The sequence below is a fragment of the Streptomyces tanashiensis genome (assembly GCF_014648895.1).
Taxonomy (GTDB): Bacteria; Actinomycetota; Actinomycetes; order Streptomycetales; family Streptomycetaceae; genus Streptomyces; species Streptomyces tanashiensis.
On sequence record NZ_BMRZ01000001.1, the window covers coordinates 481,040 to 506,692 of the forward strand.

22 protein-coding genes and 1 tRNA gene are annotated in these 25,653 nt (G+C 70.3%); 4 read left to right on the forward strand and 19 right to left on the reverse strand.

What is annotated here, in order from left to right; genetic code table 11:
• Positions 1 to 14 precede the first annotated feature (14 nt).
• Together IE237_RS02135 and fdxA are read right to left on the reverse strand one after the other, a co-directional pair.
• A complete protein-coding gene (locus IE237_RS02135) occupies positions 15 to 1,112 on the reverse strand; it encodes a bifunctional succinyldiaminopimelate transaminase/glutamate-prephenate aminotransferase (RefSeq protein WP_189800053.1) in 1,098 nt (365 codons plus the stop codon).
• 82 nt (positions 1,113 to 1,194) lie between these two features.
• The gene (gene fdxA / locus IE237_RS02140) at positions 1,195 to 1,515 is read right to left on the reverse strand and encodes a ferredoxin (RefSeq protein ID WP_015035968.1); all 321 of its coding nucleotides are present in this window, start codon (positions 1,513 to 1,515) and stop codon (positions 1,195 to 1,197) included.
• A gap of 112 nt (positions 1,516 to 1,627) precedes the next feature.
• Here fdxA and IE237_RS02145 point away from each other — a divergent pair, with 112 nt between their 5' ends.
• Both IE237_RS02145 and IE237_RS02150 read left to right on the forward strand, forming a co-directional pair.
• Complete coding sequence (locus tag IE237_RS02145; RefSeq protein WP_189800054.1) at positions 1,628 to 2,629, forward strand: GNAT family N-acetyltransferase; 1,002 nt, start codon at positions 1,628 to 1,630, stop codon at positions 2,627 to 2,629.
• Positions 2,614 to 3,501: a transglutaminase family protein gene (locus IE237_RS02150; RefSeq protein ID WP_370468138.1), complete on the forward strand. Its 888-nt coding sequence runs from the start codon at positions 2,614 to 2,616 to the stop codon at positions 3,499 to 3,501. The genes IE237_RS02145 and IE237_RS02150 overlap by 16 nt, the downstream gene beginning before the upstream one ends.
• 54 nt (positions 3,502 to 3,555) lie before the next feature.
• Here IE237_RS02150 and IE237_RS02155 read toward each other — a convergent pair.
• The 5 genes from IE237_RS02155 to IE237_RS02175 form a co-directional block, all read right to left on the reverse strand.
• Positions 3,556 to 3,630 (reverse strand) — tRNA-Val (locus IE237_RS02155).
• A gap of 140 nt (positions 3,631 to 3,770) precedes the next feature.
• Complete coding sequence (locus IE237_RS02160; protein WP_189800056.1) at positions 3,771 to 5,909, reverse strand: hypothetical protein; 2,139 nt, start codon at positions 5,907 to 5,909, stop codon at positions 3,771 to 3,773.
• A 175-nt stretch (positions 5,910 to 6,084) separates the two neighbouring features.
• On the reverse strand, positions 6,085 to 6,462 hold the full coding sequence (locus IE237_RS02165; protein WP_189800057.1) for a DUF6113 family protein: 378 nt from the start codon (positions 6,460 to 6,462) through the stop codon (positions 6,085 to 6,087).
• Entirely contained in the window at positions 6,459 to 7,349 is an 891-nt protein-coding gene (gene mshB, locus IE237_RS02170) for an N-acetyl-1-D-myo-inositol-2-amino-2-deoxy-alpha-D-glucopyranoside deacetylase (RefSeq protein WP_189800058.1), read from the reverse strand. Before mshB ends, IE237_RS02165 begins: the two co-directional genes overlap by 4 nt.
• 40 nt (positions 7,350 to 7,389) lie before the next feature.
• Positions 7,390 to 7,584 (reverse strand): hypothetical protein, encoded by a 195-nt coding sequence (locus IE237_RS02175; protein ID WP_015035959.1) that lies wholly within the window; start codon positions 7,582 to 7,584, stop codon positions 7,390 to 7,392.
• Positions 7,585 to 7,761: 177 nt separating this feature from the next.
• Between IE237_RS02175 and IE237_RS02180 the strand changes: the two genes are divergently transcribed.
• On the forward strand, positions 7,762 to 9,930 hold the full coding sequence (locus tag IE237_RS02180; protein ID WP_189800059.1) for a S9 family peptidase: 2,169 nt from the start codon (positions 7,762 to 7,764) through the stop codon (positions 9,928 to 9,930).
• 1 nt (position 9,931) lies between these two features.
• On the opposite strand, the gene IE237_RS02185 is transcribed toward IE237_RS02180, so the two are convergent.
• From IE237_RS02185 to IE237_RS02210, 6 genes are all read right to left on the reverse strand, one after another.
• Complete coding sequence (locus tag IE237_RS02185; protein ID WP_229842191.1) at positions 9,932 to 10,870, reverse strand: hypothetical protein; 939 nt, start codon at positions 10,868 to 10,870, stop codon at positions 9,932 to 9,934.
• A 177-nt stretch (positions 10,871 to 11,047) separates the two neighbouring features.
• The gene (locus IE237_RS02190) at positions 11,048 to 12,091 is read right to left on the reverse strand and encodes an ABC transporter ATP-binding protein (RefSeq protein ID WP_189800060.1); all 1,044 of its coding nucleotides are present in this window, start codon (positions 12,089 to 12,091) and stop codon (positions 11,048 to 11,050) included.
• Positions 12,084 to 13,067 carry an ABC transporter ATP-binding protein gene (locus IE237_RS02195; RefSeq protein ID WP_189800061.1) on the reverse strand — a complete coding sequence of 328 codons (984 nt, stop codon included), beginning with the start codon at positions 13,065 to 13,067 and terminating at the stop codon, positions 12,084 to 12,086. Before IE237_RS02195 ends, IE237_RS02190 begins: the two co-directional genes overlap by 8 nt.
• 6 nt (positions 13,068 to 13,073) lie before the next feature.
• Positions 13,074 to 14,105 (reverse strand): ABC transporter permease, encoded by a 1,032-nt coding sequence (locus IE237_RS02200; protein ID WP_189800062.1) that lies wholly within the window; start codon positions 14,103 to 14,105, stop codon positions 13,074 to 13,076.
• Positions 14,098 to 15,021, reverse strand: coding sequence for an ABC transporter permease (locus IE237_RS02205; RefSeq protein ID WP_189800063.1), 924 nt, complete (start codon positions 15,019 to 15,021; stop codon positions 14,098 to 14,100). Before IE237_RS02205 ends, IE237_RS02200 begins: the two co-directional genes overlap by 8 nt.
• Positions 15,022 to 15,113: 92 nt before the next feature.
• Positions 15,114 to 16,742, reverse strand: a complete 1,629-nt coding sequence (locus tag IE237_RS02210; RefSeq protein WP_189800064.1) for a peptide ABC transporter substrate-binding protein — start codon at positions 16,740 to 16,742, stop codon at positions 15,114 to 15,116.
• Positions 16,743 to 16,898: 156 nt separating this feature from the next.
• Between IE237_RS02210 and IE237_RS02215 the strand changes: the two genes are divergently transcribed.
• Entirely contained in the window at positions 16,899 to 17,282 is a 384-nt protein-coding gene (locus tag IE237_RS02215; protein WP_189800065.1) for a peptidoglycan-binding domain-containing protein, read from the forward strand.
• A 60-nt stretch (positions 17,283 to 17,342) separates the two neighbouring features.
• Here IE237_RS02215 and IE237_RS02220 read toward each other — a convergent pair whose 3' ends face one another.
• The 6 genes from IE237_RS02220 to typA all read right to left on the reverse strand — a co-directional run bounded on the left by IE237_RS02220 (position 17,343) and on the right by typA (position 25,537).
• Positions 17,343 to 18,401: an ABC transporter ATP-binding protein gene (locus IE237_RS02220; RefSeq protein WP_189800066.1), complete on the reverse strand. Its 1,059-nt coding sequence runs from the start codon at positions 18,399 to 18,401 to the stop codon at positions 17,343 to 17,345.
• Positions 18,394 to 19,452: an ABC transporter ATP-binding protein gene (locus tag IE237_RS02225; RefSeq protein WP_189800067.1), complete on the reverse strand. Its 1,059-nt coding sequence runs from the start codon at positions 19,450 to 19,452 to the stop codon at positions 18,394 to 18,396. The genes IE237_RS02220 and IE237_RS02225 overlap by 8 nt, the downstream gene beginning before the upstream one ends.
• A gap of 14 nt (positions 19,453 to 19,466) precedes the next feature.
• A complete protein-coding gene (locus IE237_RS02230; RefSeq protein WP_189800068.1) occupies positions 19,467 to 20,420 on the reverse strand; it encodes an ABC transporter permease in 954 nt (317 codons plus the stop codon).
• Complete coding sequence (locus tag IE237_RS02235; protein WP_189800654.1) at positions 20,413 to 21,345, reverse strand: ABC transporter permease; 933 nt, start codon at positions 21,343 to 21,345, stop codon at positions 20,413 to 20,415. The genes IE237_RS02230 and IE237_RS02235 overlap by 8 nt, the downstream gene beginning before the upstream one ends.
• 170 nt (positions 21,346 to 21,515) lie before the next feature.
• Positions 21,516 to 23,156: a peptide ABC transporter substrate-binding protein gene (locus IE237_RS02240; RefSeq protein WP_189800069.1), complete on the reverse strand. Its 1,641-nt coding sequence runs from the start codon at positions 23,154 to 23,156 to the stop codon at positions 21,516 to 21,518.
• A gap of 479 nt (positions 23,157 to 23,635) precedes the next feature.
• Complete coding sequence (gene typA / locus IE237_RS02245; RefSeq protein WP_189800070.1) at positions 23,636 to 25,537, reverse strand: translational GTPase TypA; 1,902 nt, start codon at positions 25,535 to 25,537, stop codon at positions 23,636 to 23,638.
• Positions 25,538 to 25,653 lie beyond the last annotated feature (116 nt).

Sequence of the window (25,653 nt, forward strand, 5' to 3'; positions counted from 1 at the left end):
CCTCCGGCGCTTCGTCAGCCGAGGCGCTTGACCGCGGCCTGGACCCGCTCGTCCGTCGCCGTGAAGGCCACCCGCACGAACCGCTCCCCGGCCTCGCCGTAGAAGTCGCCGGGCGCCACCAGGATGCCCTTCTCCGCCAGGTACGCGACGGTCTCCCAGCACGGCTCGTCCCGGGTCGCCCACAGGTACAGGCTCGCCTCGCTGTGCTCGATCCGGAAGCCGTGCGCCTCCAGGGCCGCCCGCAGCGCCGCCCGGCGGGCCGCGTACCGCTCCCGCTGCTCGGCCACGTGCGCGTCGTCGCCGAGCGCCGCGACCGTCGCCGCCTGCACCGGAGCGGCGGTCATCATGCCGCCGTGCTTGCGGATCTGCAGCAGCTCGCCCAGGACGGCCGCGTCGCCCGCGACGAACGCGGCCCGGTAGCCCGCCAGGTTGGAGCGCTTGGACAGCGAGTGGACCGCGACGATCCCCTCGTACGACCCTCCGCAGACGTCCGGGTGCAGGACCGAGACCGGGTCGGCCTCCCAGCCCAGCTCCAGGTAGCACTCGTCGGAGAAGACCAGGATCCCGTGCTCGCGCGCCCAGGCCACGATCCGGGTCAGCTCGTCCTTGCCGAGGACCTTGCCGGTCGGGTTGGACGGGGAGTTGAGCCAGAGCAGCCTGACCGCGGCGGGGTCGAGGTCGGCGACGGGGTCGTCGTAGACGACGGGCGTCGCGCCGCAGAGCCGCGCGCCGACCTCGTACGTCGGGTAGGCGAGGCGCGGGTAGGCCACCTGGTCCCCGGCCCCGAGCCCCAGCTGCGTCGGCAGCCAGGCCACCAGCTCCTTGGAGCCGACCACCGGCAGCACGTTCTCGTGGGCGAAGCCGGTCGCGCCCAGACGCCGCTCGCACCAGCCGGTGAGCGCGTCCCGCAGCTCCGTCGTCCCCCACACCGTGGGATAGCCCGGCGAGTCCGCGGCCGCGACCAGGGCCTCCTGGATCAGCGCGGGGACCGGGTCCACGGGCGTGCCGACGGACAGGTCCACGATTCCGTCAGGGTGCGCCACGGCCGTCTTCTTGTACGGCTCCAGCTTGTCCCAGGGGAAGACGGGAAGGCGCGAAGAGACTGCGCTCACGGGTTGGCTCACTTCCTCGTACGTACGGAAAACGCTTCGGTCCCGTACAGCGGCGAGGCCGTACGGGACCGAGGGCGAACAATCAGCCGTTCTGCGGCGGCAGGGCGGCGATGAAGGGGTGGTCGCGCTCGATCTCGCCGAGCTTGGAGGCACCACCGGGCGAACCGAGCTCGTCGAAGAACTCGACGTTCGCCTTGTAGTAGTCCTTCCACTCCTCCGGGGTGTCGTCCTCGTAGAAGATCGCCTCGACCGGGCAGACCGGCTCACAGGCCCCGCAGTCGACGCATTCGTCCGGGTGGATGTACAAGGACCGCTTGCCCTCGTAGATGCAGTCGACGGGGCACTCCTCGATGCACGCCTTGTCCTTGACGTCGACACAAGGCTGCGCGATGACGTAGGTCACGCTGTCGTTCCTCCTCGATAGGGCTGGTCTGCGCGGGAGCGCGGCGTCGTCGATGCCCGCACCTAGTATCTCCGTTCTTGAGGGCGATCCGAACAGGAGGGGCGGAGAAGCTGTGGAAATCACCGGCGGAGGACGCCTTGAGGTCCGAATTACCAGCGCTGACGTGGGAAAACGTGTCTCCGTTCGGTACGTGACGGACTCGGCGGAAGCGGGCGCGAGGTTCACCGACGCGGTCGGAGTTCTCACATCATGGGATTCCGGTGTGCTGTTGATCACACGAAAGAGCGGTGAGAGCGTCCGGATCGCGGAAACCGCGCTGGCCGCGGGGAAGGTCGTCCCGCCCGCACCGGCCCGCCGCCGCGGCCCCTCGGCCACCTTCCTCGAACTCGCCCGCGCCACCGCGCGCGCGTGGCAGCCGGTCGAGGGCGAAGCCCTCGGCGAGTGGACCCTGCGGGCCGCCGACGGATTCACCCGCCGCGCCAACTCCGCCCTCCCCCTCGGCGATCCGGGGCTGCCCGTCGCCGAGGCCCTGGAGCACGTGCGCGCGTGGTACGCGGCCCGGAAGCTGCCCGCGTACATCCAGACCGCCACCGGCGCCGAGGGCACGCAGGAGCTGCTCTGCGCCGCCCTCGACCGGCACGGCTGGCGGCGCGAGGTGTCCGCCGAGGTGCGGATCGGGGCCCTCGCCCCGATCGGCGACCTGGACGCCGACATCTCCGCCGTACGCCTCTCCCGGACGGTCGACGAAGCCTGGCTGCGCCGCTACCAGCGCTTCGAGGAGGCGAGCCCCGCCGTCCGCTCCGTCCTCACGTCCGGTCCGAGTGTGTGGTTCGCGTCCGTCGCGGGCACGGGAGGGGTACCGGCGGCGATCGGACGCTGTGTGGTCGACGGCCGCTGGGCCGGCTTCATGGCGGTCGAGGTCGACCCCGGGCAGCGACGCCGGGGCCTGGCGACGTCCGTCATGACGGCGCTCGCCCGTCAGGCCCTCGACGAGGGCGCGTCGGCGTCCTGGCTCCAGGTGGAGACGGACAACGACGGCGCGCGGGCGCTGTACGACGGCATGGGCTTCGCACCCCACCACCACTACCACCACTACCGATGGGCCGAGGCGTGACGGAGGACGTACCACCACCGGGCGGACCGGAGGGCACATCCGCGGAGGGGGGCCGGGACGACTGGCGACAGGAGTTCGCCGAGGAGGCCCGGGCCGAGCGGCCCGACCTCGCCCGGCTCTGCCTGCTGATCGGCGCGGTGGCCGACCCCGCGGTCACCCGCCGCGACCTCGACGAGGCCGAGATCGAACTCGACCGCCTCGCCGGACTCGTCCCGTACGCGACCCGGATCACCGGCGACTGGGCCGCCGAACTCGCCGCGCTCCTCGGCCGCCACGAGGGCTTCGAGGGCGTGCCCGCCGACTACCAGCGTCTGGAGTCCTCTCTCCTGCACGAGGTGCTCCGGCGCCGCCGGGGCCTGCCCATCCTGCTCTCCGTCGTCTGGATGGAGGTCGCCCGCCGGGCCGGCGCCCCCGTGTACGGGCTGGGCCTGCCCGGCCACTTCGTCGTCGGCTTCGGCGACCCGGCCGACCTGAACCTCGCCGACCCCTTCGCCGGCGGACGGGCCATGACGGGCACGGACGCCGAGCTCCTGGTCACGAGCGCGACGGGCGAGGCGCTGGACCGCTCGATGCTCCGCCCCGCCGAGCCCGGCGCGATCGCCCTGCGGATCCTCAACAACATCCGGGCCTGGGCGGCCCCCCGCCCCGAACGCTCCGACGTGGCCCTGTGGGCGGTGGAACTGGCCCTGCTGCTCCCCTCCCACCCGGCGAGGCTCCGCTACGAACGGGCGGAGCTGCTCGTCCAGCGCGGGGAGTTCCTCACGGGCGCGGTGGAGATGGAGGCGTACGCACAGGTGATGGACGCGGTCGACCCGGAGTCGGCGACGGCGATCCGGCGCCGGGCGCAGGCGGCGAGGGCGCTGCTCAACTAGGGCCTGATCCGAAGGACAGGTATGGGGCGCGCCGGCCGGCGACGGGCAGAGGGGGGCGGGGCGACCGGATTCGAACCGGCGTCCTCCGAGATGTCATCGCGGCGCATTACCTCTGTGCTACGACCCCGCCCCTTGCCCCGCACCCTACGCGGGCCCCCGCCCGGCCCGCGACCCCATTTATGGGACCGCAGGGGGCGCCGTGGGCCGTCATGCGCGCGAGCCCCCGTCCCGGGCGCGGGACGGGGGCTCGGAGGCGCGGACGGGGGCTGTCAGCCCTCGCCGGAGAGGTCGATCGTCTTCGTTCGCTCCGCGAGGTTCTTGCCCTTCAGGGCGTCGCGCATCACGAAGGCCACGTCGTCGGCGGACACCTGGTGCTTGGTGCCGTCGCCCTTGGTGATCATGACCCCGTCGAAGGTGCCCTCCAGGAGCCGCTCGATCGCCTTCTTGTCGTAGACCTCGACCAGCCGGCCGTCGACGGCCTTCATGGAGAGGATCTGCGGCAGCGACCGCGCCGGACCGAAGTCGATGTGCCTGCCGCCCGCCTGGATCCTGATCAGGCCCGACATGGCGGGGGTCGCGAACTCCTTCATCGCCCGGTCCAGCTCGGCCTTGGTGACCGTCGGGGAGACCGTGGTGACCGGCAGCTCGACCAGCGTGCCCCGGCCCGTCTCGACCTGGGCCCGGAACGCGTCCCGCACCGAGATCATCGAGCGCTGGACGTCCAGGCCCTTGCCGGGCTTGCCCTCGACCGGGGTCACCTTGTTCGGGGCGAACAGGATCGTGCCCTCCGTCGCCGAGGCGGAGCTGCCGGCCAGGTCGGTCAGGGCGACGGCGAGCTTCTCCTCGTCGACCGGGAAGACCGGCTTGGCGACCCGCTCGCCGCCGAAGAGGGAGCCGATGACCGAGACGGGGTTGTAGTCGCTGCCGGCCGCCGCGCGGACGGTCTCCTGGCTGTCGAGGGCCAGGCCCGCCTTGTCCGGGGCCAGCTGGACCTTCTTGCCGCCGACGCTGAGCTGGAGCGGGGCGCCGGCCCGCTTGCCGAGCGCCGCGTCCAGCTTGTTGACGGCCTCCTCCTTCGTCCCGCCGCCGATGTCCACGCCGAGCACCGTGGTGCCCTTGGGGACGTCGGAGTGGTTGAGGAGCAGTCCGGCGGCGTAGGCGACGCCGGCCAGGCCCACGACCCCGGCCGCGACGAGGACCAGCTTGGAGCGGCCCTTCTTCGCCGGGGCCCGGTCGGCCGCCGGCGCCTGGCGCGGCGCCGGCGCGGGGGCCTGGGGCGTCCGCTCCTCGATGCGCGGGGTCAGGTTCGGCCGGGCCGCCGTCGGCGGGACGACGGGGATGCCGCTGGTGAGCGTGTCACCGGAGATGTGGGCACCGTTGTCCGCCGGCGCGCCCGGTCCGGACCGCGGGCCCGGGGCGGGCGGCTGCGGCGTCAGGATCGCGGTGTCGTCGGACATGCGGGGCGCGCCACCGCCGACGAACGGGGAGCCCGGGCCCTGGCCGCCGCCGAAGGGGCGGGGCGCGGTGGTGGCGCCGCCGAGGGAGGCGGTGCCGGTGACCGGGCCCGTGGTGGGACCGGTCGGCGCCGCCGGGGCGCCGGGGCCGCCCGGGCCGCGGTACGCGGGCGTGCCGCCGCCCGGGGTGCCGGTGTACATCGGCGTACCGGCGGCGGGCGTGCCGTCGTACCGGGGGGTACCGCCCGACGGGGTGCCGTCGTACATCGGGGTCCCGCCCGAAGGCGTCCCGTCGTACATCGGCGTGCCGCCCGCCGGCGTCCCGCTCTCGTACAGCGGGTTGCCCGGCGGCGTCTGGGCGGCCGCGGTGACGGGGCGGCTCGACGGGGTGGTGCCGACCGTCGGGACGCCGGAGGTCGCCGAGCCCGCGAAGCCCGTGCCCGGGGCGTCGGGTCCGGCGAGCGCGGGCGCCTGGGCCGGCTTGGCGGCCGGCGCCGGGGCGGGCGCGGGGGCAGGGCTGGGGGCCGCCGCCTTGCGGGGGGCGAACCAGTCGCTCGTCTCCTTGGCCTGCGGGGCCTGTGGGGCCTCCTCGGCCGCCCGCGGGGGCTCCGGCGCCACGGCCACCGGCTCGGGCTCCGGCTCCACGACGGGAGCGGGCTCGGGCTCGGGGTCCGGGGCGGGCGCCTCGTTGACCGTCTTGCGGACCACGACGGGCGGAATCGGACGCGAACCCGGGATGTTGATCCGGATCCGGGTCGTCAGCGTCGTCTCGGTCTTGGGCTCCTCCGGCGGCGCGGACGCGGCGGCGGGCTCCTCCGGCACGTCCTGCGTGGGGTGGAGCGACGGATACTGGCGGGATCCGTACGGCGGGGTACCCGAGGGGTAGGCGGCTCCGCCGCGCCCCTGGGCGCCGGAGGACGAACTGTCAGTCTCTCGACCTGTTTCACGACTCAAAGCAGGATCTCCCGGTTGGCTCCACCGCCCGCTCTTGCTGATGCTCGTGTTGACCCGGGCGGTTCGGCGGCGCGCACCACCATACTGAACCCCGCCGGTTCATACCCGACCCCTGGGTGAAGGACGACGGGCAATCCGGCCGAAGTCAGGGCGTCCCCTGCTCAAGTCGTCCTGTTCACGGGGCCGGTCGCGACAGTCGGGGCAGCGTGGCGCACATCACAGCGAGCGCCATGCCCCCGAAGAGGAAGAGCAGCTCGCCGGCGCCTCCGCCGAACACCCCGTCACCCTCGGGGCGTCCGAGGCTGAGCAGGACGACGGCGACGAGCCAGCCGCCTCCGGCGGAGGCCACGCCGACCTGGGTGCCGGTGGCGCGCAGCCCCCCGTAGAAGAGGCCGGCGGTGGCGAGGAGTGCGAGGAGCAAGCCGCCGGGGAACCAGGCGGCTTGGACGAGGGATCCGGCGACGCCGACGAGGGCGCCGAGGGCCAGCAGGGCGCCGTACCAGGCGTACCGGACGCCCGGCGAGGGCGTGGGGGCGGGCGTGGTGGTGCTCACGCGGTCACCCCCGCGAAGAGGTCCGTCTCGCGCTCGCCCTCCGGGGCGCCGGAGGCGCCCTGGACGAGTTCGTAGTACTCGGTGGTGAAGATCGGCTGGCCGAGGTCGTTGGAGAGGGCGAAGAAAGGACCGTCGACGGCGACTTGGGTGACGTGCGCGGCCATCGCGGCGCTCTTGCGGGCCGTGTACACGGGGTCGGCGGCGATCTCTGCGGTGATCCGGTCCTCGTCGACGACGCCGGGGACGTCGTCGATCCCGGCGACGGCCGGGAAGACCGAGCCCTCGGCGCGGAGCCGGGCGAAGCCGGCCTCGGCGACGGGGCGCGGGACGCGGTTCCAGTAGATCTTGGCGATCGTGTGGGCCGGTCCGAGGTCGGGGCGGTAGTCCGGGTCGGCGGCGAGTCCGGCGGCGCGGGTGGCGACCCGGTGGGCCTGGATGTGGTCGGGGTGGCCGTAGCCGCCGTCGGGGTCGTAGGTGATCAGGACCTGCGGGCGGGTCTCGCGGATCACCTCGACGAGGTGGGGCGCGGCGGTGTCGACGTCGGTGTTCCAGAAGGCGTTGGCGCGCTCGTTCTGCTCGGCGCCCATCATTCCGGAGTCGCGGAAGCGCCCGGGGCCGCCGAGGAAGCGGTGGTCGGTGACTCCCAGCTCGGTCATCGCGGCGGCGAGTTCGCCGACGCGGTGCGGGCCGAGCCTGTCCTCCCGGTCGGGGGCCAGGTGGGCGAGGTCGGGCGGGATGACCTCGCCCTCCTCGCCGAGCGTGCAGGTGACCAGGGTGACGAGGGCGCCCTCGGCCGCGTACCTGGCCATGGTGGCGCCGTTGTTGATCGACTCGTCGTCCGGGTGCGCGTGCACGAGCAGCAGACGGCGGGCGGGGAGATCGGACATGCCCCCACCCTACGAGGTCGGACCGGGGGCACCCCCCGGGTCAGAACTTGAGGCCGCCGATCATGCCCGCCACGTTCGTGGTGAGGGTGCTGATGGACGGGGCGATGGACGAGCTCGCCAGGTAGAAGCCCAGGAGCGCGCAGACCGCCGCATGTCCAGCCTTCAGCCCGGATTTCCGGATCAGCAGGAAGACGACGATCGCCAGCAGCACCACCACGGAGATCGAGAGTGCCACGGCGGTTCACCTCCACCTTCGGTCGGATATTCGAGCGGTTCGGTCGATCAGCATGTGCCAGGGGGCATGTCAGTCGGATGCATACCCACCTAGCGCTACGGATCATAACTATCCGTACGGCCGCATCGATCGGCGGACGGAGGCACGAGGGGGGCGCACGGCGCTAGTTTCAGCCGCATGACCTCGTCTTCACAGCAGCCGGCCACACCCTCGGCCGAGCTCTCGTTCCCTCGTCAGCACGCCCGGACCCAACGGTTCACCCTGGGGGTCCCGCGTGGTTTCTCGGTCTCTCCCGACGGAGAGCGCGTGGTGTTCGTCAGATCCGGTTCCGGGACGGACCGTTCGCACCGGCTCTGGGTGCTCGACCTGCCCCGGGGCGGTGAGCCCGCGGAGCGTGTGGCCGCCGATCCGGCGGCGCTGCTCGCGGGCGCGGAGGAGGAGTTGTCGCCGCAGGAGCGGGCGCGCCGGGAGCGGAGCCGGGAGGGCTCGGCCGGGATCGTGGCGTACGCGGTGGACGGGGCCGTGGAGTCGGCGGCGTTCGCGCTGTCGGGGCGGCTGTTCACGGCGGAGCTGCGGGCGGGGACCACGCGGGAGCTTCCGGTGCCGGGGCCGGTGATCGACCCCCGTCCCTCGCCGGACGGACGACTCGTCGCGTACGTGGCGGAGGGCGCCCTGCGGGTGGTGGGCGCGGACGGTACGGGCGACCGGGAGCTGGCCGGTCCGGAGGACGAGCACGTCTCCTACGGATTGGCCGAATTCATCGCCTCGGAGGAGATGGGCCGGGAGCGCGGCTTCTGGTGGTCGCCCGCCTCGGACCGGCTCCTCGTCGCGCGGGCGGACGACCGGGCGGTGCGGAGCTGGTGGATCGCGGACCCGGCGCACCCGGAGCGGGAGCCGCAGCGGGTGGGGTACCCGGCGGCCGGCACGGCCAACGCGGAGGTGCGGCTGTTCGTCGTGGGCCTCGACGGGTCCCGTACGGAGGTGGTGTGGGACCGCGAGCGGTATCCGTATCTGGCGCGGGTGCACTGGTCGGCGGCCGGGGCGCCGCTGCTGCTCGCGCAGGCGCGGGACCAGCGGGAACAGGTGTTCCTGGCGGTGGACCCGGAGTCGGGGAAGACGGCGACCGTACGGGCGGAGGCGGATCCGGCGTGGCTGGAGCTCCACCACGGGGTGCCGGCCTGGGGGCCGGACGGCGGGCTCGTGCGGGTCACGGACGAGGGCGGGGCCCGGGTCCTCGCCGTCGGGGAGGAGGCGTGGACGGGTCCGGAGCTGCACGTCCGGGCGGTGCTGGACATCGGGGCGGACGACGTCCTGGTGTCGGCCTCGGCGGGTGAGGCGGCGACGGAGCCGGAGACCGGCGAGATCCATGTGTACCGGGTGTCCGGGCAGGGCGTGGAGCGGCTGACGCGACTGTCGGAGGGTGCCGGCGTGCACGGCGCGGTGCGGTCGGGGGCGGTGACCGTCCTGGTGTCGGCGCGCCCGGAGGCGCCGGGGAGCGTGGCGCGGGTGCTGCGGGACGGCGAGCGGGTCGCGGTGGTGGCGTCGTACGCGCAGCGGCCGGTGATCTCCGCCCGGGTGCGGCTGACGGAGGCGGGGGCCCGGCGGATCCCGTGCGCGGTCCTGCTGCCCCAGGGGTACGCGGAGGGGGACGGGCCGCTGCCGGTCCTGATGGATCCGTACGGCGGACCGCACGGGCAGCGGGTGCTCGCCGCCCACAATCCGCACCTGACCTCGCAGTGGTTCGCCGACCAGGGCTTCGCGGTGGTCGTGGCGGACGGGCGGGGCATGCCGGGCCGCTCCCCCGCCTGGGAGAAGTCGCTCCTGCGCGATCTCTCGCCGACGCTCGACGACCAGGTGGAGGCGCTCCGGGCGCTCGCCGGGAGCTTCCCGCTCGACCTGGACCGGGTGGCGATCCGCGGCTGGTCTTACGGCGGCTACCTCGCGGCGCGGGCGGTGCTCCAGCGGCCGGACGTCTTCCACGCGGCCGTGGTCGGGGCGCCCGTGACGGACTGGCGGCTGTACGACACGCACTACACGGAGCGGTACCTCGGCACCCCGCAGGACGACCCGGAGGTGTACGCGGCGCAGTCGCTGCTGACCGACGACGGCCTGTCCGCCCCGGAGGAACCGGCCCGGCCGATGATGATCGTGCACGGTCTCGCGGACGACAACGTGGTGGTGGGGCACGCGCTGCGGCTCTCGTCGGCGCTGCTCGCGGCGGGCCGGCCGCACGAGGTGCTGCCGCTGTCCGGGGTGACGCACATGACGCCGCAGGAGCGGGTGGCGGAGAACCTGCTGCTGCTCCAGGTCGACTTCGTGAAGCGGTCCCTCGGCATCGCCCGCTGAGTCACCAGCCGGGCGGTGCCGGGTGGGGCGGGGCCGGGGGGCGCGCCCCGGCCGCCGGGTACGGACCGGGTGCGGCGGCGGGGGCGCCGCGCCCGGCCAGGAGCACGAGCACCGCGACACCGGCGAGCAGTTCGAAGACGGAGGTGAGGACGTCCGCCGCGCCCGCGGAGGTGAGCTCGCCGAGGCGGACGAGGGTCTCGAACCGGACGGCGCGGGCGACGCCGCCGAGACCGCCCGCCGTCAGGAACGCGGCGGCGAGGAGCCCGAAGGCCCGGGAGTGGCGGGCCCGTGAGAAGCAGGAGACGGCGGCCGTGCCGTACAGCCCGACGGCGACGGCCGACAGCCAGCCGGGCGGGGGCGCGAGGGCGGGTTTGACGACGGAGCGGCCGCCGGTGAAGCGGTCGACGGTGAACTCCGGGGGCAGTTCGCCCGCCCAGTACAGCTCCCACAGGGTCACGAAGAGCGCGGCGAGCGCGAGGAGGACCCCGGCGGCGACGGCGGGGCCGCCGCGGGGCCGGGTGGGCGGGTGCTCGTGCGGGGCTTCCGCCGGACGGCGGCCGACGGCGGCGGTGAGGACGAGCCCGGCGGCGAGGGCCAGTTCGAGGAGGGCGGTGACGAGGGCGCCGCTCCCGGGCGCCCAGAGCCCGGGGAGGCGCAGGGCGAGGGTGACCGCGCCGGCGGCGGCGAACGCGGAGGCCGCGTGCCGTGAGCGGAGGGCCGCGACGACGGTGGCGGCGTAGGCGGCGAGGAGGACGGGGTCGATCAGGGAGGTGGTGGACCGCCCCCGGATCAGGAAGTGGTGGTCCCCGGCCCAGTACCACGCGAGGTCGGCGGGCGAGCCGAGCGCGGCGAGGTCCTGGAGGATCCACACGGCGGCGATGAGGGCCAGCGCGGCGCAGAGCGCGGCGCCGGTGAGACGTGCCGGTCGTGTCACAGTCACGGCCCCGATACTCACGGTCGCGACCGACCGAAACAAGCGGTTCCGCATGAACGGCACATGGCGGCCGGCCGGGGCGGCGTGGTGCTGCCCCGGCCGGCTCACGGCACCCGCACGGCCGTACGGGACCACTGTCCGATGTCCGTATATCGGAACCGATTCCGCCGGGTTGCCCGTGAGTTACGGCTCCTCGGGCTCCTCCGGCGGCACCACCTGCTTCTCCTCCGCGAAGTGGCAGGCCGAGTCGTGCTTCGCGGGGCTGTCCGTGAGGCGGAAGACGGCCGGGACGGCGAGCAGCGGGACCTCCAGGGTGCAGCGCTCCTGGGCCTTCCAGCAGCGGGTGCGGAAACGGCAGCCGGAGGGGATGTTGGCCGGGGAGGGGACGTCACCGGTGAGGATGATCCGCTCGCGGTGGGCGCGCGCCTCGGGGTCGGGGACGGGGACGGCGGAGAGCAGCGCCTGGGTGTAGGGGTGGGTGGGGTGGTCGTAGATCTGGGCGTCGGTGCCGATCTCGACGATCCGGCCGAGGTACATGACGCCGACGCGGTCGGAGATGTGCCGCACGATCGACAGGTCGTGGGCGATGAAGACGTACGACAGGGAGAACTCGGACTGGAGGCTGTCGAGGAGGTTGACGACCTGCGCCTGGACGGAGACGTCGAGGGCGGAGACCGGCTCGTCGGCGACGATGATCTCGGGCTGGAGGGCCAGGCCGCGGGCGATGCCGATGCGCTGGCGCTGGCCGCCGGAGAACTGGTGCGGGTAGCGGTTGATGTACTCGGGGTTGAGGCCGACGACGTCGAGGAGGTCCTGGACCTTGCGGCGCCGGTCGCCCTTGGGCGCGACCTCGGGGTGGATCTCGTACGGCTCCCCGATGATGTCGCCGACGGTCATGCGCGGGTTGAGCGAGGTGTACGGGTCCTGGAAGACCATCTGGATGTTGCGGCGGACGGCCTTGAGGGCCTTGGGGGACATCGTGGTGATGTCCTCGCCCTTGTAGCGGATGGTCCCGGAGGTCGGCCGCTCCAGGTTGACCAGCATCTTCGCGACGGTCGACTTGCCGCAGCCGGACTCGCCGACGATGCCGAGGGTCTCGCCGGCGGCGAGGTCGAAGTCGACCCCGTCGACGGCCTTGACGGCGCCGACGTGCTTCTTGAAGACGATGCCCCGGGTCAGCGGGTAGTGCTTGTGGAGGTCCCGGACTTCGAGAATGGCCTCAGCCATGGAGGCACTCCTTCCAGAAGTGGCAGGCGCTGGCGCGCGGCACCGGGGACTCGGTCACGTCGTACAGCGGGGGCTCGTCGGTCCGGCAGACGTCCTGGGCCATGGGGCAGCGGGGGTTGAAGGCGCAGCCGGGCGGGATGGCGAGCAGGTTGGGCGGGAGGCCCTTGATCGCGTAGAGCTCCTGGCCCTTCTGGTCCAGGCGCGGGATGGAGTCGAGCAGGCCCCGGGTGTAGGGGTGCGCGGGGGCCTTGTAGATCTCGTGGACGGGGGCCTGTTCGACGATCCGGCCCGCGTACATGACGGCGATCTTGTCGGCGACGTCGGCGACGACGCCGAGGTCGTGGGTGATGAGGATGAGGCCCATGTTGAGTTCGCGCTGGAGCTCGGCGAGGAGGTCCATGACCTGGGCCTGGACGGTGACGTCGAGGGCGGTGGTCGGCTCGTCGGCGATGATCAGTTCGGGTTCGAGGGCGAGGGCCATCGCGATCATGATGCGCTGGCGCATGCCGCCGGAGAACTGGTGGGGGTACTGGCCGACGCGTTCCTTGGCGGCGGGGATGCGGACCCGGTCCATCAGCTCGATGGCCTTGGCCTTGGAGTCCTTGCGGGACATCCCCTTGTGGACCTGGAACATCTCGCCGAGCTGGTCGCCGACGCTGATGACGGGGTTGAGGGAGGACAGCGCGTCCTGGAAGATCATCGCCATCTTGGCGCCGCGGACCTTGCGCCGTTCCTCCTCCTTGAGCTTCAGGAGGTCCTGGCCCTGGAAGAGGATCTCGCCGGCGCTGATCTTCCCGGGCGGGATGTCGAGGATGCCCATGACGGCCTGGGCGGTGACGGACTTGCCGGAGCCGGACTCGCCGAGGACGGCGAGGGTCTCCCCCGCGTCGACGGAGTAGTTGACGCCGTTGACCGCCTTGGCCACCCCGTCCCGGGTGTGGAACTCCACGTGCAGGTCGCGGACTTCGAGCAGCATGGGTCCCTACCTCAGCTTCGGGTCGAGGGCGTCGCGCACCGCGTCGCCGAGCATGATGAACGCGAGGACGGTGATGGCGAGCGCGCCGGCCGGCCAGAGCAGCATGTGGGGCGCGTTGCGGATGTACGGCGACGCCGAGGAGATGTCGATGCCCCAGGAGACGGTCGGCGGCTTCAGACCGACTCCGAGGTACGACAGGGTCGCCTCGAGCGAGATGTACGTGCCGAGGGCGATGGTGGCGACGACGATCACCGGGGCGACGGCGTTGGGCGTGATGTGCCGGAGCATCATCCGCGAGTTGGAGGCGCCGAGGGCCCGCGCGGCCTGGACGTAGTCGTGCTGTTTGGCGGTGATGACGGAGCCGCGGGCGATGCGGGAGATCTGCGGCCACCCGAGCAGCACCATGAAGCCGATGACGGGCCAGACGGTGGAGCTGGTCACCACGGACAGGAGCACGAGGCCGCCGAGGACGACGGGGATGGCGAAGAAGACGTCGGTGATCCGGGAGAGGAAGCCGTCCCAGGCTCCGCCGAAGAAGCCGGCGAGCCCGCCCAGGATGCTGCCGAGGATCGCGACGCCGAGGGTGGCGAGGACGCCGACGCTGACGGAGGTGCGGGCTCCGTAGACCGTACGGGTGTAGACGTCGCAGCCCTGGCCGTTGAAGCCGAACGGGTGGCCGGGCTGGGAGCCTTCCTGGGCCTTGGAGAGGTCGCAGTCGAGCGGGTCTCCGGAGGCGATCAGCGAGGGCCAGATGGAGATGACCACCAGGAAGAGGATGATGAGCCCGGAGATGATGAAGACCGGGTTGCGGCGCAGGTCGTGCCAGGCGTCGGACCAGAGGGAGCGGGCCTTCTTGTCGGGGCCGGCGCCCTCGGGACCGCCGGCGGCCTCTTCGGCGGCGTCGACCGAGGGACGCTGCTCCAGGGTCTCCGCCTCGGCCGTGGCGAGGTCGGACGCACCACCGGCGCCGGTCGAGGCGATGGCGCGTCCCTCCTCGCCGTACGACTCAAGCGGCTCAAACGGCTCGGGCTCAGGCATAGCGGATCCTCGGGTCAAGGACGGCGTACAGGAGGTCGACCAGGAGGTTGGCCAGCAGGAAGATGAGGACGAGGATGGTGACGAAGCCGACCACGGTCTGTGTGTTCTGGCGGACGATGCCCTGGTAGAGCTGGTAGCCGACGCCGTGGATGTTGAAGATCCGCTCGGTGACGATGGCGCCGCCCATGAGCGCGCCGATGTCGGCGCCGATGAAGGTCACCACCGGGATGAGGCTGTTGCGCAGCAGGTGGCGGCTGATGACCCTGTGGCGGGGCAGGCCCTTGGCGACGGCCGTGCGGACGTAGTCGGCGCGCTTGTTCTCGGCGATCGAGGTGCGGGTGAGCCGGGTGACGTACGCCAGGGAGACGGAGGCGAGGACCAGGCCGGGGACGATGAGCTCGCTGAAGGTCGCCTCGGGCGAGACGGCCGGCTTGATCCAGCCCCATTTGACGCCCAGGAGCAGCTGGACGAGCAGGCCGGTGACGAAGGTCGGGACGGACAGGACGACCAGGGTCAGCAGCAGGACGGTGGTGTCGACGGGGCGGCCGCGCTTGAGGCCGGTGACGACGCCGAGGCTGATGCCGATGACGATCTCGAAGAGGATCGCGACGATGGTCAGCCGGATGGTGACCGGGAAGGCGCTGGCCATCAGCTCGGTGACGGGCTGGCCGTTGAAGGCGGTGCCGAAGTCTCCGGTGAAGACGTTGCCCATGTAGGTCAGGTATTGCTGCCAGACCGGCTTGTCGAGGCCGAACTCCTTCTCCAGCTGGGCGGCGGTCGCCGGGTCGCACTGGCGGTCGCCGCACAGTCCGGCGATGGGGTCGCCCATCACGTTCACCATCAGGAAGATCAACAGCGTGGCGCCGAAGAAGACCGGGATCATCTGCAGCAGCCGCCGGATCACGTATCGACCCACGGAGGCCTCCAGGGTGGGTGGGTTGCGGGACGGCGTACGGCCCGGCGCGGGGGTCCGCGGCCCGGGCCGTACACCGCCGAACTGCTACGGCGTCACTTGACCTTGATCTGGTCGTAGACCGGGACGCTGAAGGGGTTCAGGGACACGTTCGAGACGTTCTCCGAGTAGCCGGCGCTGCCGTTCTGGTACCAGAGCGGAATGGCGCCCATGTCGTCGCGGAGGACGCCCTCGGCCTGCTGGAAGAGCCCGATGGCCTTCGCGGTGTCGGCTTCGGCGTTGGCCTGGTCGACGAGCTTGTCGAACTCGGGGTTCGAGTACTTGCCGTCGTTGGACGAGGCGTTGGTGTAGTACAGCGGCTGGAGGAAGTTCTGGATGAGCGGGTAGTCCATCTGCCAGCCGGCCCGGAACGGGCCGTCCATCTTCGACTGGGTGACCTGGTTGCGGAAGTCGGCGAAGGTGCCGACCGGGTTGCCGACGCAGGCCTTGTTGTTGCCGAGCGCGCGGTTGATGGAGTTGCAGACGGCGTCCACCCACTCCTTGTGGGAGCCGGTGTCGGCGTTGTACGAGATCTTCATCGTGCCGCCGGGGATGCCGCCGCCCTCGGCGACGAGCTTCTTCGCCTCGGCCGCGTCGTACTTGCAGAAGTCGCCGCAGATGTCCTTGAAGCCGCCTTCCTCGCCGAGGACCGGGGAGGTCCAGTCGACGGCGGGGGTGCGGGTCTTCTGGAAGATCGTCTCGGTGATCTGGTTGCGGTCGATGGCCATCGAGAGGCCCTGGCGGAGCTTCTCCTGCCCGGGCTTGTCCCAGGCCGGGTCGTAGAACGGGAAGGAGAGGGTCTGGATGATGCCGGCCGGGACGTTGATGTAGCGGCCGCCGAGGTCGGCGTCGACGTTCTTGAGCTGGGAGGCGGGGATGTCGTCGACGAGGTCGAGGTTCCCGGCGGTCAGGTCCGTGTAGGCGGTGTTGTTGTCGGTGTAGACCTTGAGGGTGATGCCGCCGTTCTGGGCCTTGTCGGCGCCGGGGTAGGCGTCCCAGCGCTTGAGGGCCATCTGGGAGCCCTTGGAGTACGAGTCGACGGTGTACGGGCCGTTGCCGATGGGCTTCGAGAGCCAGCCGGCGTGGTCCGTGTAGAACGCCTGCGGGAGCGGCGCGAAGGCCGCGTAGCCGAGGGTGATGGGCCAGGTGGAGAACTTCTGGGTGAGCTTGACGGTGAAGGTCTGGGGGCCCGTCACCTTGAGGCCGGACATGGTCTCGGCGGTGGGCTCGCCCTTCTCGGGGTGGACCTGGTCGTAGCCCTCGATCTGACCGAAGAAGTAGGCGTTCTTCTGGTTGTTCTTGAGGTGGGCGCCGTAGTTCCAGGCGTCGACGAAGGACTTCGCGGTGATCTTCTCGCCGTTGGAGAAGGTCCAGCCGTCCTTGACCGTGATGGTGAAGTTCTGCGAGTCGGTCGTCTCGATCGACTGGGCGAGCATGTCCTTGGCCTCGCCGGTCTTCGGGTCGTACTGCTTGAGCCCCCGGAAGATCATGGAGAGGACCTTGCCGCCCTGGACCTCGTTGGTGTTGGCGGGCTCCAGCGGGTTCTGCGGGTCGCCCCACGAGGAACTCACGATGCCGTCGGCCCCTCCGCCACCGCCGCTGTCGTCGCCACCGCCACAGGCCGTCGCCGCGAGGGCGACGGCGGCGGCCAGTGCGGCCCACTTGGCGTGCGTGGCTCCGCGCATGGAGTGCCTCCCGTATGTCCTAAGTCTGACTTAGGCCCCAATATCACCCGATATTGACGGAGGTGCACTTTTACGGCGCCCGGACGGACGTCCCTGGGACGGCCGGGACGTCCCACCGCCCCCTCGGGCGCCCCTCACGGTCCTAGAGTTCCCGCCATGCCCCAGAGACTCGCCGCCCGCGCCGGCCTCGTCGCCACCGCGACCGCCCTCGCCGCACTCGCCCTGCCCGCGTCCGCCCAGGCCCAGCCGGGAGCCTCGTACGTCGGCTACGGCCAGGCCAACAACGCGACCGCCGTGAAGTGCGTGCAGAACGGCCTCAACAACATCATCTCGGACCACTACGCCACGCAGCACGACCTGATCGACGTCGACGGCGTCTTCGGCCCCGAGACCGACGAGGCCATCCGGTACGTGCAGTACCGGATGCTGGGCGCCTCCGAGGCCGACGGCGTCGTCGGGCCCAGGACGGGCGACCTGATCATGCGGTACGAGTTCGGCTGGTACACCGGCTGCTTCCCGTACGTCCCCACCAGCCGCTGACACGACGAAGGGCGCCCCGGTCCGTGGGTACGGACCGGGGCGCCCTTCTCGCGCAGTGCGTCAGTGCACCGGGACGACCTGCTTCTCCTCGGCGAAGTGGCACGCCGAGAAGTGGGCGGCCGGGCTGTCCACGCCCTGGAAGCGCTGCGGGACCGCGAGAACCGGGGCCTCCTGCGAGCACTTCTCCTGCGCCTTCCAGCAACGGGTGCGGAAGCTGCAGCCCGACGGCGGGTTGGCCGGCGAGGGGACGTCACCGGTGAGGATGATCCGCTCGCGGTGCGCGCGGGCCTCCGGGTCCGGCACCGGCACCGCGGAGAGCAGCGCCTGCGTGTACGGGTGCGTCGGGTGCTCGTAGATCTGCTCGTCCGTACCGATCTCGGCCATCTTGCCGAGGTACATGACGCCGACGCGGTCCGAGATGTGCCGGACGATCGACAGGTCGTGCGCGATGAAGATGTAGGACAGGTTGAACTCGTCCTGGAGCTTCCCCATCAGGTTGATGACCTGCGCCTGGACGGAGACGTCCAGGGCCGAGACCGGCTCGTCGCAGATGATGATCTCCGGGTTGAGCGCGAGGCCTCGGGCGATGCCGATGCGCTGGCGCTGACCGCCGGAGAACTGGTGCGGGTACCGGTTGATGTACTCCGGGTTCAGACCGACGACGTCGAGCAGCTCCTGCACCTTGCGGCGCCGGTCGCCCTTCGGGGCCACCTCGGGGTGGATGTCGAAGGGCTCGCCGATGATGTCGCCGACCGTCATACGCGGGTTCAGCGAGGTGTACGGGTCCTGGAACACCATCTGGATGTTGCGGCGGACGGCCTTCAGCGCGCGCCCGGACAGCTTGGTGATGTCCTGGCCCTTGTAGAAGACCTCGCCGGCGGTGGCCCGCTCCAGGTTCATCAGGAGCTTGGCGACCGTGGACTTGCCACAGCCGGACTCGCCCACGATGCCGAGGGTCTCGCCCTGGTAGAGGTCGAAGGAGACCCCGTCCACGGCCTTGACCGCGCCGACCTGCTTCTTGAAGAGGATGCCCTGCGTCAGCGGGAAGTGCTTCTGCAGATTGCGCACCTGGAGGATCGGCTCGCCGGGGGCCTCGTGGTTGTTGCTGAGGTCAGCCATGGATCGTCTCCTTCCAGAAGTGGCAGGCGCTCTTACGGCCCGGGAGGTCCGCGCCGTTCTGCTCGGTGACCGGCACGAGGGCCGGGATCTCCGTGCGGCAGATGTCGTCGGCCTTGGGGCAGCGCGGGTTGAAGGCGCAGCCGGTGGGCACCTTGAGCAGGTTGGGCGGCAGGCCCTTGATCGCGTAGAGCTCCTGGCCCTTCTGGTCCAGGCGCGGGATCGACTCCAGCAGACCGCGGGTGTACGGGTGGGCCGGACGCTTGTACAGCTCGTGGACCGGCGCCTGCTCGACGATCCGGCCGGCGTACATCACGGCGATCTTGTCCGCGACGTCGGCGACGACGCCGAGGTCGTGGGTGATCAGGATCAGGCCCATGTTGTATTCCTGCTGGAGCTCCGCGAGGAGGTCCATGACCTGGGCCTGGACGGTCACGTCGAGAGCCGTGGTGGGCTCGTCGGCGATGATCAGGTCCGGCTCCAGGGCGAGCGCCATGGCGATCATGATGCGCTGGCGCATACCGCCGGAGAACTGGTGGGGGTAGTCGGAGACCCGGGCCTTGGCGGCGGGGATCTTGACCTTGTCCATCAGCTCGACGGCCTTGACCGTGGCGTCCTTCTTGGACATGCCGTGGTGCACCCGGAACATCTCGCCGAGCTGGTAGCCGACGGTGAGGACCGGGTTGAGGGAGGACAGCGCGTCCTGGAAGATCATCGCGATCTTCCGGCCGCGGATCTTCCGGCGCTCCTCCTCGGACATCTTCAGCATGTCCTGGCCGCGGAACAGGATCTCGCCCTGCGGGATCTTGCCGGGGGGCATGTCGAGGATGCCCATGATGGCCTGGGCCGTGACGGACTTGCCGGAGCCGGACTCGCCGAGGACGGCGAGGGTCTCGCCGGCGTCCACGGAGTAGTTGACGCCGTTGACCGCCTTGGCCACACCGTCACGGGTGTGGAACTCGACGTGCAGGTTCTTGACTTCGAGCAGCGGACCGGTGTGGTCGGAGCCGCCGCGCGGCGCGGGGACGGCCGCGGTCTTGTCGATGATGCTCATCTGGTACGCCCTCCTCAGCGCAGCTTGGGGTCGAGGGCGTTGCGGACGGCTTCGCCGAGCATGATGAACGCCAGAACGGTGAGGCTCAGCATGATCGAGGGCCAGAGCAGGACGTGCGGGGCCACTCGGATCTGGGCGACACCCGCGGAGATGTCGACACCCCACGAGACGGTCGGGGCGGCGAGGCCCAGTCCCAGGAAGGACAGGGTCGCCTCGGCCGAGATGTAGCCGCCGAGCGCGATGGTCGCGACGACGATCACGGGGGCCATGGCGTTCGGCAGGATGTGCCGGAAGAGGATCCGGACCGTGCCGGCGCCGAGCGCCTTCGCCGCGTGGACGTAGTCGGCCTGCTTGACCGTGATCACGGCACCGCGCATGACGCGGGTGATCTGGGTCCAGCCGAGGAACGCGAGGGCGAAGACGACGACCCAGACGGTGCGCTCGGTGAACGACTGCAGGATGACCATGGCGCCCAGCAGGAACGGGATGCCGAAGAAGATGTCGGTGATGCGGGAGATGAACGCATCGATGACGCCGCCGAAGTAGCCGGCGATCATACCCATGACGCCACCGAGGATGGTGACGATCGCGGTGACCGCGATGCCGACCGTGACGGAGGCGCGGGTGCCGTGGATCAGGCGGGCGTAGACGGAGCGGCCCTGCTGGTCGTAGCCCAGCCACTCGGGCGAACCGACGCTGCCGAGCTCGGGCTTGCTCAGGAAGTGGTGCACCAGGTCACCGGCGCTCGGGGACGCGCTGGTGAAGAGGGTCGGCCACGCCGAGATCAGCAGCAGCAGCGCGATCAGCACCGACGAGACGATGAAGTACGGGTTGCGGCGCAGGTCGACCCAGGCGTCGCCCCACAGGCTGCGGGCCTTCTCGGCCTTGGCCACCGGTGCGGACGCGTCCACGGAGGGGGGCGCGACGGCATCCTCGACGGCGGCAGCGGTCTTGGTCACGTCAGGCATACCGGATCCTCGGGTCCAGGACCGCGTACAGCAGGTCGATGAGCAGACTGGTGACGAGGTAGACGATCACCAGGATGGTGACGAGTCCGACCAGCGTGGAGCCTTCACGGCGGGAGATCGACTCGGCGATGACTCCACCGACGCCGTGGATGTTGAAGATGAACTCGGTGACGACCGCACCGCCCATGAGGGCGCCGATGTCGGTGCCGAGGAAGGTGACCACGGGGATCATCGAGTTGCGCATCAGGTGGACACCGATGACGCGGCGGCGCGGCAGGCCCTTGGCGACGGCCGTGCGCATGTAGTCGGCGCGCAGGTTCTCCGCCATGGAGGTACGGGTCAGTCGGGCCACGTACGCGAGGGAGAGGCCGCCGAGCACGATGGCCGGGGCCAGCATCTCGCTCAGGACCGGCTCGGTGCTCACGTTCGGGGCGATCCAGCCCAGGTTGAACGCGAAGACCATCTTGATGATGTAGCCCAGGACGAACACCGGGATCGAGATGATCAGCAGGGTGAAGATCAGGATGAGGTTGTCGGCCAGGCGGCCGGCGCGCAGACCGCCGATGATGCCCAGACCGATACCGAAGACCAGCTCGATGGCGAACGCGAGAACGGCCAGCTGGAGGGTGATGGGGAACGCGTCACCCAGCACCTCGGTCACCGGGCGCCCGTTGCGGATCTGGGTGCCGAAGTCCAGGTGCAGGATCATGTCCCGCATGTAGAAGAGATACTGCTGCCATTCCGGCTTGTCGAGGCCGAGTTCATGGCGCTTCGCGGCGAGCGTCGCCGGGTCGGCGCCCTTGTCGCCGAACATGGCAAGCACGGGATCACCGGGCAGAAGATGCACCATGGCGAAGATCAGCAGGGTCGTCCCGAAGAAAACCGGGATCATCTGGAGCAGTCGTCGTGCGACATAACGCCCCATCATGCCTCCGTTGAGATGTGACAGCGCAACCGACGGGCCCTCCCCCGACAGCATGCCCGGATCCGGGCATGCTGATGTCGTGGAAGGGCCCCCCAGCCGCTGCGTAAGGCACCGAGACGGGACTGACGATCCGTCAGTCCCGTGACGGCGTGCGGACTACGCTTGGGTGATTACTTCTTGACCTCGACGCCGGTCAGGATCGGGTCGCCGTCCTGACCGTAAGCCACGCCCGAAACCTTCTCGGAGTAGCCCGCGTTGACCTTGTAGTACCAGAGCGGGATCGAAGGCATGTAGTTGATCAGGTCCTTCTCGATCGCCTGGTACGCCTTGACGGAGTCGTCGAGGGTGGCGGCGGAGTCGGCCTTCGCGATCTTGGCGTCCAGCTCCTTGTTGGAGAAGTCGCCCTGGTTGCCCGCCGCACCCGTACGGAACAGGTCGGAGATGAAGTTGGCGTTCACCGGGTAGTCGAGCACCCAGCCGGAGCGGTAGAACGACTTGACCTGCTTGGTCTTGCGGGCCTGCAGGTCGGCCTGGAAGTCCGGCTTGCCGTCGCCGACGCACTGGACGGTGGTGGCCTGCTGGATGGAGTTGCAGACCGCGTCCACCCACTCCTTGTGGCCACCGTCGGCGTTGAACTGGATGGAGATCTTGTTGCCGGGCACGCCGCCGCCGGCCTTGATGAGCTCCTTGGCCTTGGCCGGGTTGAACGTGGTGACGTCACCCGCGGCGTTCGGCTGGTAGCCCAGGACACCCTTCGCGACCCAGCCGGTGGCGGGCTCACGCGTGCCGTTGAGCACGGTCTTGGTGATGGTGGCGCGGTCGATCGCCATCGACAGACCCTGGATGACGCGCGGGTCGATCGGCTTCGGCTTCTTCCACTGGTCGGCGTAGAAGGCGACGGCGACGGTCTGGATCGCGGAGTAGGCCTGGTCCACGGCGCGGTCGCCGAGGTCCTGACGGTAGACCGGGAGGTCCTTCGGGCCGATCGTGCGGAGCACGTCCACGTTGCCGGACTTCAGGTCCTCGTACGCGGCCTCGACGGTGGTGTAGTTCTTGAAGAGCACACCGCCGTTCTTCGCCTTGTTCGGGCCCTTGTAGCCGTCGAAGCGGGTGATCTCGATCTTCTTCTTGTGGTCCCAGGTCTTGAACTTGTAGGGACCGTTGCCGACCGGCTTCTGGCCGCCGGCGATCGGGTCCTTGTAGAAGGACTCCGCCATCGGCGCGAAGACGATGTAGGCGAGCTTGTGACCGAAGTACGGGACGGCCTTCGAGAGCTCGATCTTGAAGGTGGTCTCGTCGACGACCTTCAGACCCTCGAGCTTGTCGGCGGCCTGCTTGGCGCCCTCGGCGTCCGGGTGGACCTTGTCGTAGCCCTTGATGTCCGCGAACCAGGACGCGAGGCCCTGGGCGTTCTTCAGGCTGGCGTTCCAGTTCCACGCGTCCACGTAGGACTTGGAGGTGACCGGGGTGCCGTCGTGGAAGGTCCAGCCCGGCTTGAGCTTGACCGTCCACGTCTTCGAGTCCGTCGTGGTGACCGACTCGGCGTTGATCATCTCCAGCGAGCCGTCGGCCTTGTAGTCGACCAGGGTCGAGAACAGGCCGGACATGACGGCGGAGCCGTTGGACTCCATCGTGTCACCGGTGAGCAGGGGCTTCTCAGGCTCGCCCAGCTCGATGGAGAAGATTCCGTTCGGGTCAACAGCGCCCTTGGCGTCGCTGCCGCCGTCGCTCTTACCCCCGCCACAGGCGGTCGCAGCAAGGGCGACGATGATCGCGCCCGTTACCCACTTGGCGCTCTTGGCACCGCGCATGGGTTCCTCCTCATGAGTCCACTTTGTCACTACAAGAGGGGCACTCCGAGTTTCGCCGACACCCCTGACGGCTTTGGACTCAAGTGCCCCGAGTGTGCTCGTGAGTCGGCACTCCCCACAGTGCGTGACCCATTGACCCGAGCTCAATGGAGCCAACTATTAAGTACGTCCGGGCTGTAAACCACACTTAAGTGGTCTCGTTTTGACAACATCACCAGGGCCCGGAAGACCGAAATCCGGACAAACTGAGCACAGACAGACACGCCCGAAACGGACCGTTAACACACGTACCGGAGAGCGATCGCCGATATCCGGACACCGCAGCTCCGAAATGGAGTTGACGGAACTTGACGAAAAGCCCGGGCCCCCACAGCTTCTGTGGGGGCCCGGGCTCCGTTGCTGACGTCATGTCAGCCGAGAGCGGCGAAGATCACAGGACCATGATCTACCCCGCCGTGCTCGGCCGTATGCGACCTTACTCAGCCGTTCTTGGCGCGGGAAGACGCGCGACCACGCGCGTTCTGGTCGAGGATGACCTTGCGGATGCGCACGGCCTCCGGGGTCACCTCGACGCACTCGTCGTCGCGGCAGAACTCCAGCGACTGCTCCAGGGAGAGCTTCCGCGGCGGAACGATCGCCTCGAAGGAGTCGGCGGAGGAGGAGCGCATGTTGGTGAGCTTCTTCTCCTTGGTGATGTTCACGTCCATGTCGTCGGAGCGGGAGTTCTCGCCGACGATCATGCCCTCGTACACCTCGGTGCCGGGGTCGGTGAACAGGACGCCGCGCTCCTGGAGGTTGGTCATCGCGAAGGCAGTGACCGCACCGGCGCGGTCGGCGACCAGCGAGCCGTTGTTACGGGTCGTCAGGGTGCCGAACCACGGCTCGTGACCCTCGTGGATCGAGTGGGCGATGCCCGTACCGCGGGTGTTGGTGAGGAACTCCGTACGGAAGCCGATGAGGCCACGGGACGGAACGACGAACTCCATGCGGACCCAGCCGGAGCCGTGGTTCGACATGTTGTCCATGCGGCCCTTGCGGACGCCCATGAGCTGCGTGACCGCGCCCATGTGCTCCTCGGGGACGTCGACCGTGAGGCGCTCGACGGGCTCGTGGACCTTGCCGTCGACGAGCTTGGTGACGACCTGCGGCTTGCCGATGGTCAGCTCGAAGCCCTCGCGGCGCATCTGCTCGACCAGGATGGCGAGCGCGAGCTCACCGCGGCCCTGGACCTCCCAGGCGTCCGGGCGCTCGGTGTCGAGGACGCGGAGCGAGACGTTACCGATGAGCTCGCGGTCCAGACGGTCCTTGACCTGGCGGGCGGTGACCTTGCGGTTCTTGACAGCGGCCTTGGCGTCCGCGCCCTTGCCCGTGCCACCACGGCCGACGAGCGGCGAGGTGTTGGTACCGATGGTCATGGAGATGGCCGGCTGGTCGACCGTGATCAGCGGAAGCGCGATCGGGTTCTCCGGGTCCGCCAGGGTCTCGCCGATCATGATGTCGGGGATACCGGCGACGGCGCAGATGTCACCGGGGCCGGCGACCTCGGCGGGCTTGCGGGTGAGCGCCTCGGTCATCATCAGCTCGGTGATGCGGACGTTGGAGATCGTGCCGTCCCGCTTGATCCACGCGACCGTCTGGCCCTTGCGGAGCTCGCCCTGCTCGACGCGGAGCAGCGCGATGCGGCCGAGGAAGTTGTCGGCGTCCAGGTTGGTGACGTGCGCCTGGAGCGGCGCCTCCTCGTCGTACACCGGGGCGGGGACGTGCTCCAGGATGGCGGAGAAGAACGGCTCCAGGTTGTCGCTGTCCGCGGGAACGGTGCCGTTCTCCGGCTTGGTCAGCGAGGCGATGCCGTCACGGCCGCAGGCGTAGACGATCGGGAACTCGATCTGGTCCTCGTCCGCGTCCAGGTCGAGGAAGAGGTCGTAGGTCTCGTTGACGACCTCGTCGATCCGGGAGTCCGGGCGGTCCGTCTTGTTGATGCAGAGGATGACGGGCTTGCGCTGCTGGAGCGCCTTGCGCAGCACGAACCGGGTCTGCGGGAGCGGGCCCTCGGAGGCGTCGACGAGGAGGACGACCGCGTCGACCATCGACAGACCGCGCTCGACCTCGCCACCGAAGTCGGCGTGGCCGGGGGTGTCGATGATGTTGATCGTGATCGGGGCCCCGCCGTCCTTGGGGTGATACTTCACCGCCGTGTTCTTGGCGAGGATCGTGATGCCCTTCTCACGCTCCAGGTCGTTCGAGTCCATCATGCGGTCGTCGAGCTGCTGGTGGGCGGCGAAGGCACCGGCCTGCTTGAGCATGGCGTCGACGATGGTCGTCTTGCCATGGTCGACGTGGGCGACGATGGCGACGTTACGGATGTCGTGGCGCGTGGGCATGGGTGCTTGCGCTTCTCTCGGATCGTGGGATGCGGCGTCAGTTCCTCGTACGCCCGCCGGGCGGACGCGCCACGGCTATGTCCTATGGTACGGGGCTGCCGCGCAAGGGGCTTCCC

Excerpts from the sequence above, each read along its gene's own strand:
- IE237_RS02150 (WP_370468138.1), top strand. The coding sequence starts at position 2,614 with ATGGGCCGAGGCGTGACGGAGGACGTACCACCACCGGGCGGACCGGAG.
- mshB (WP_189800058.1), bottom strand. The coding sequence starts at position 7,349 with ATGTCCGATCTCCCCGCCCGCCGTCTGCTGCTCGTGCACGCGCACCCG.
- IE237_RS02180 (WP_189800059.1), top strand. The coding sequence starts at position 7,762 with ATGACCTCGTCTTCACAGCAGCCGGCCACACCCTCGGCCGAGCTCTCG.
- IE237_RS02190 (WP_189800060.1), bottom strand. The coding sequence starts at position 12,091 with ATGGCTGAGGCCATTCTCGAAGTCCGGGACCTCCACAAGCACTACCCG.
- IE237_RS02195 (WP_189800061.1), bottom strand. The coding sequence starts at position 13,067 with ATGCTGCTCGAAGTCCGCGACCTGCACGTGGAGTTCCACACCCGGGAC.
- IE237_RS02200 (WP_189800062.1), bottom strand. The coding sequence starts at position 14,105 with ATGCCTGAGCCCGAGCCGTTTGAGCCGCTTGAGTCGTACGGCGAGGAG.
- IE237_RS02210 (WP_189800064.1), bottom strand. The coding sequence starts at position 16,742 with ATGCGCGGAGCCACGCACGCCAAGTGGGCCGCACTGGCCGCCGCCGTC.
- IE237_RS02215 (WP_189800065.1), top strand. The coding sequence starts at position 16,899 with ATGCCCCAGAGACTCGCCGCCCGCGCCGGCCTCGTCGCCACCGCGACC.
- IE237_RS02220 (WP_189800066.1), bottom strand. The coding sequence starts at position 18,401 with ATGGCTGACCTCAGCAACAACCACGAGGCCCCCGGCGAGCCGATCCTC.
- IE237_RS02225 (WP_189800067.1), bottom strand. The coding sequence starts at position 19,452 with ATGAGCATCATCGACAAGACCGCGGCCGTCCCCGCGCCGCGCGGCGGC.
- IE237_RS02230 (WP_189800068.1), bottom strand. The coding sequence starts at position 20,420 with ATGCCTGACGTGACCAAGACCGCTGCCGCCGTCGAGGATGCCGTCGCG.
- IE237_RS02235 (WP_189800654.1), bottom strand. The coding sequence starts at position 21,345 with ATGGGGCGTTATGTCGCACGACGACTGCTCCAGATGATCCCGGTTTTC.
- IE237_RS02240 (WP_189800069.1), bottom strand. The coding sequence starts at position 23,156 with ATGCGCGGTGCCAAGAGCGCCAAGTGGGTAACGGGCGCGATCATCGTC.
- typA (WP_189800070.1), bottom strand. The coding sequence starts at position 25,537 with ATGCCCACGCGCCACGACATCCGTAACGTCGCCATCGTCGCCCACGTC.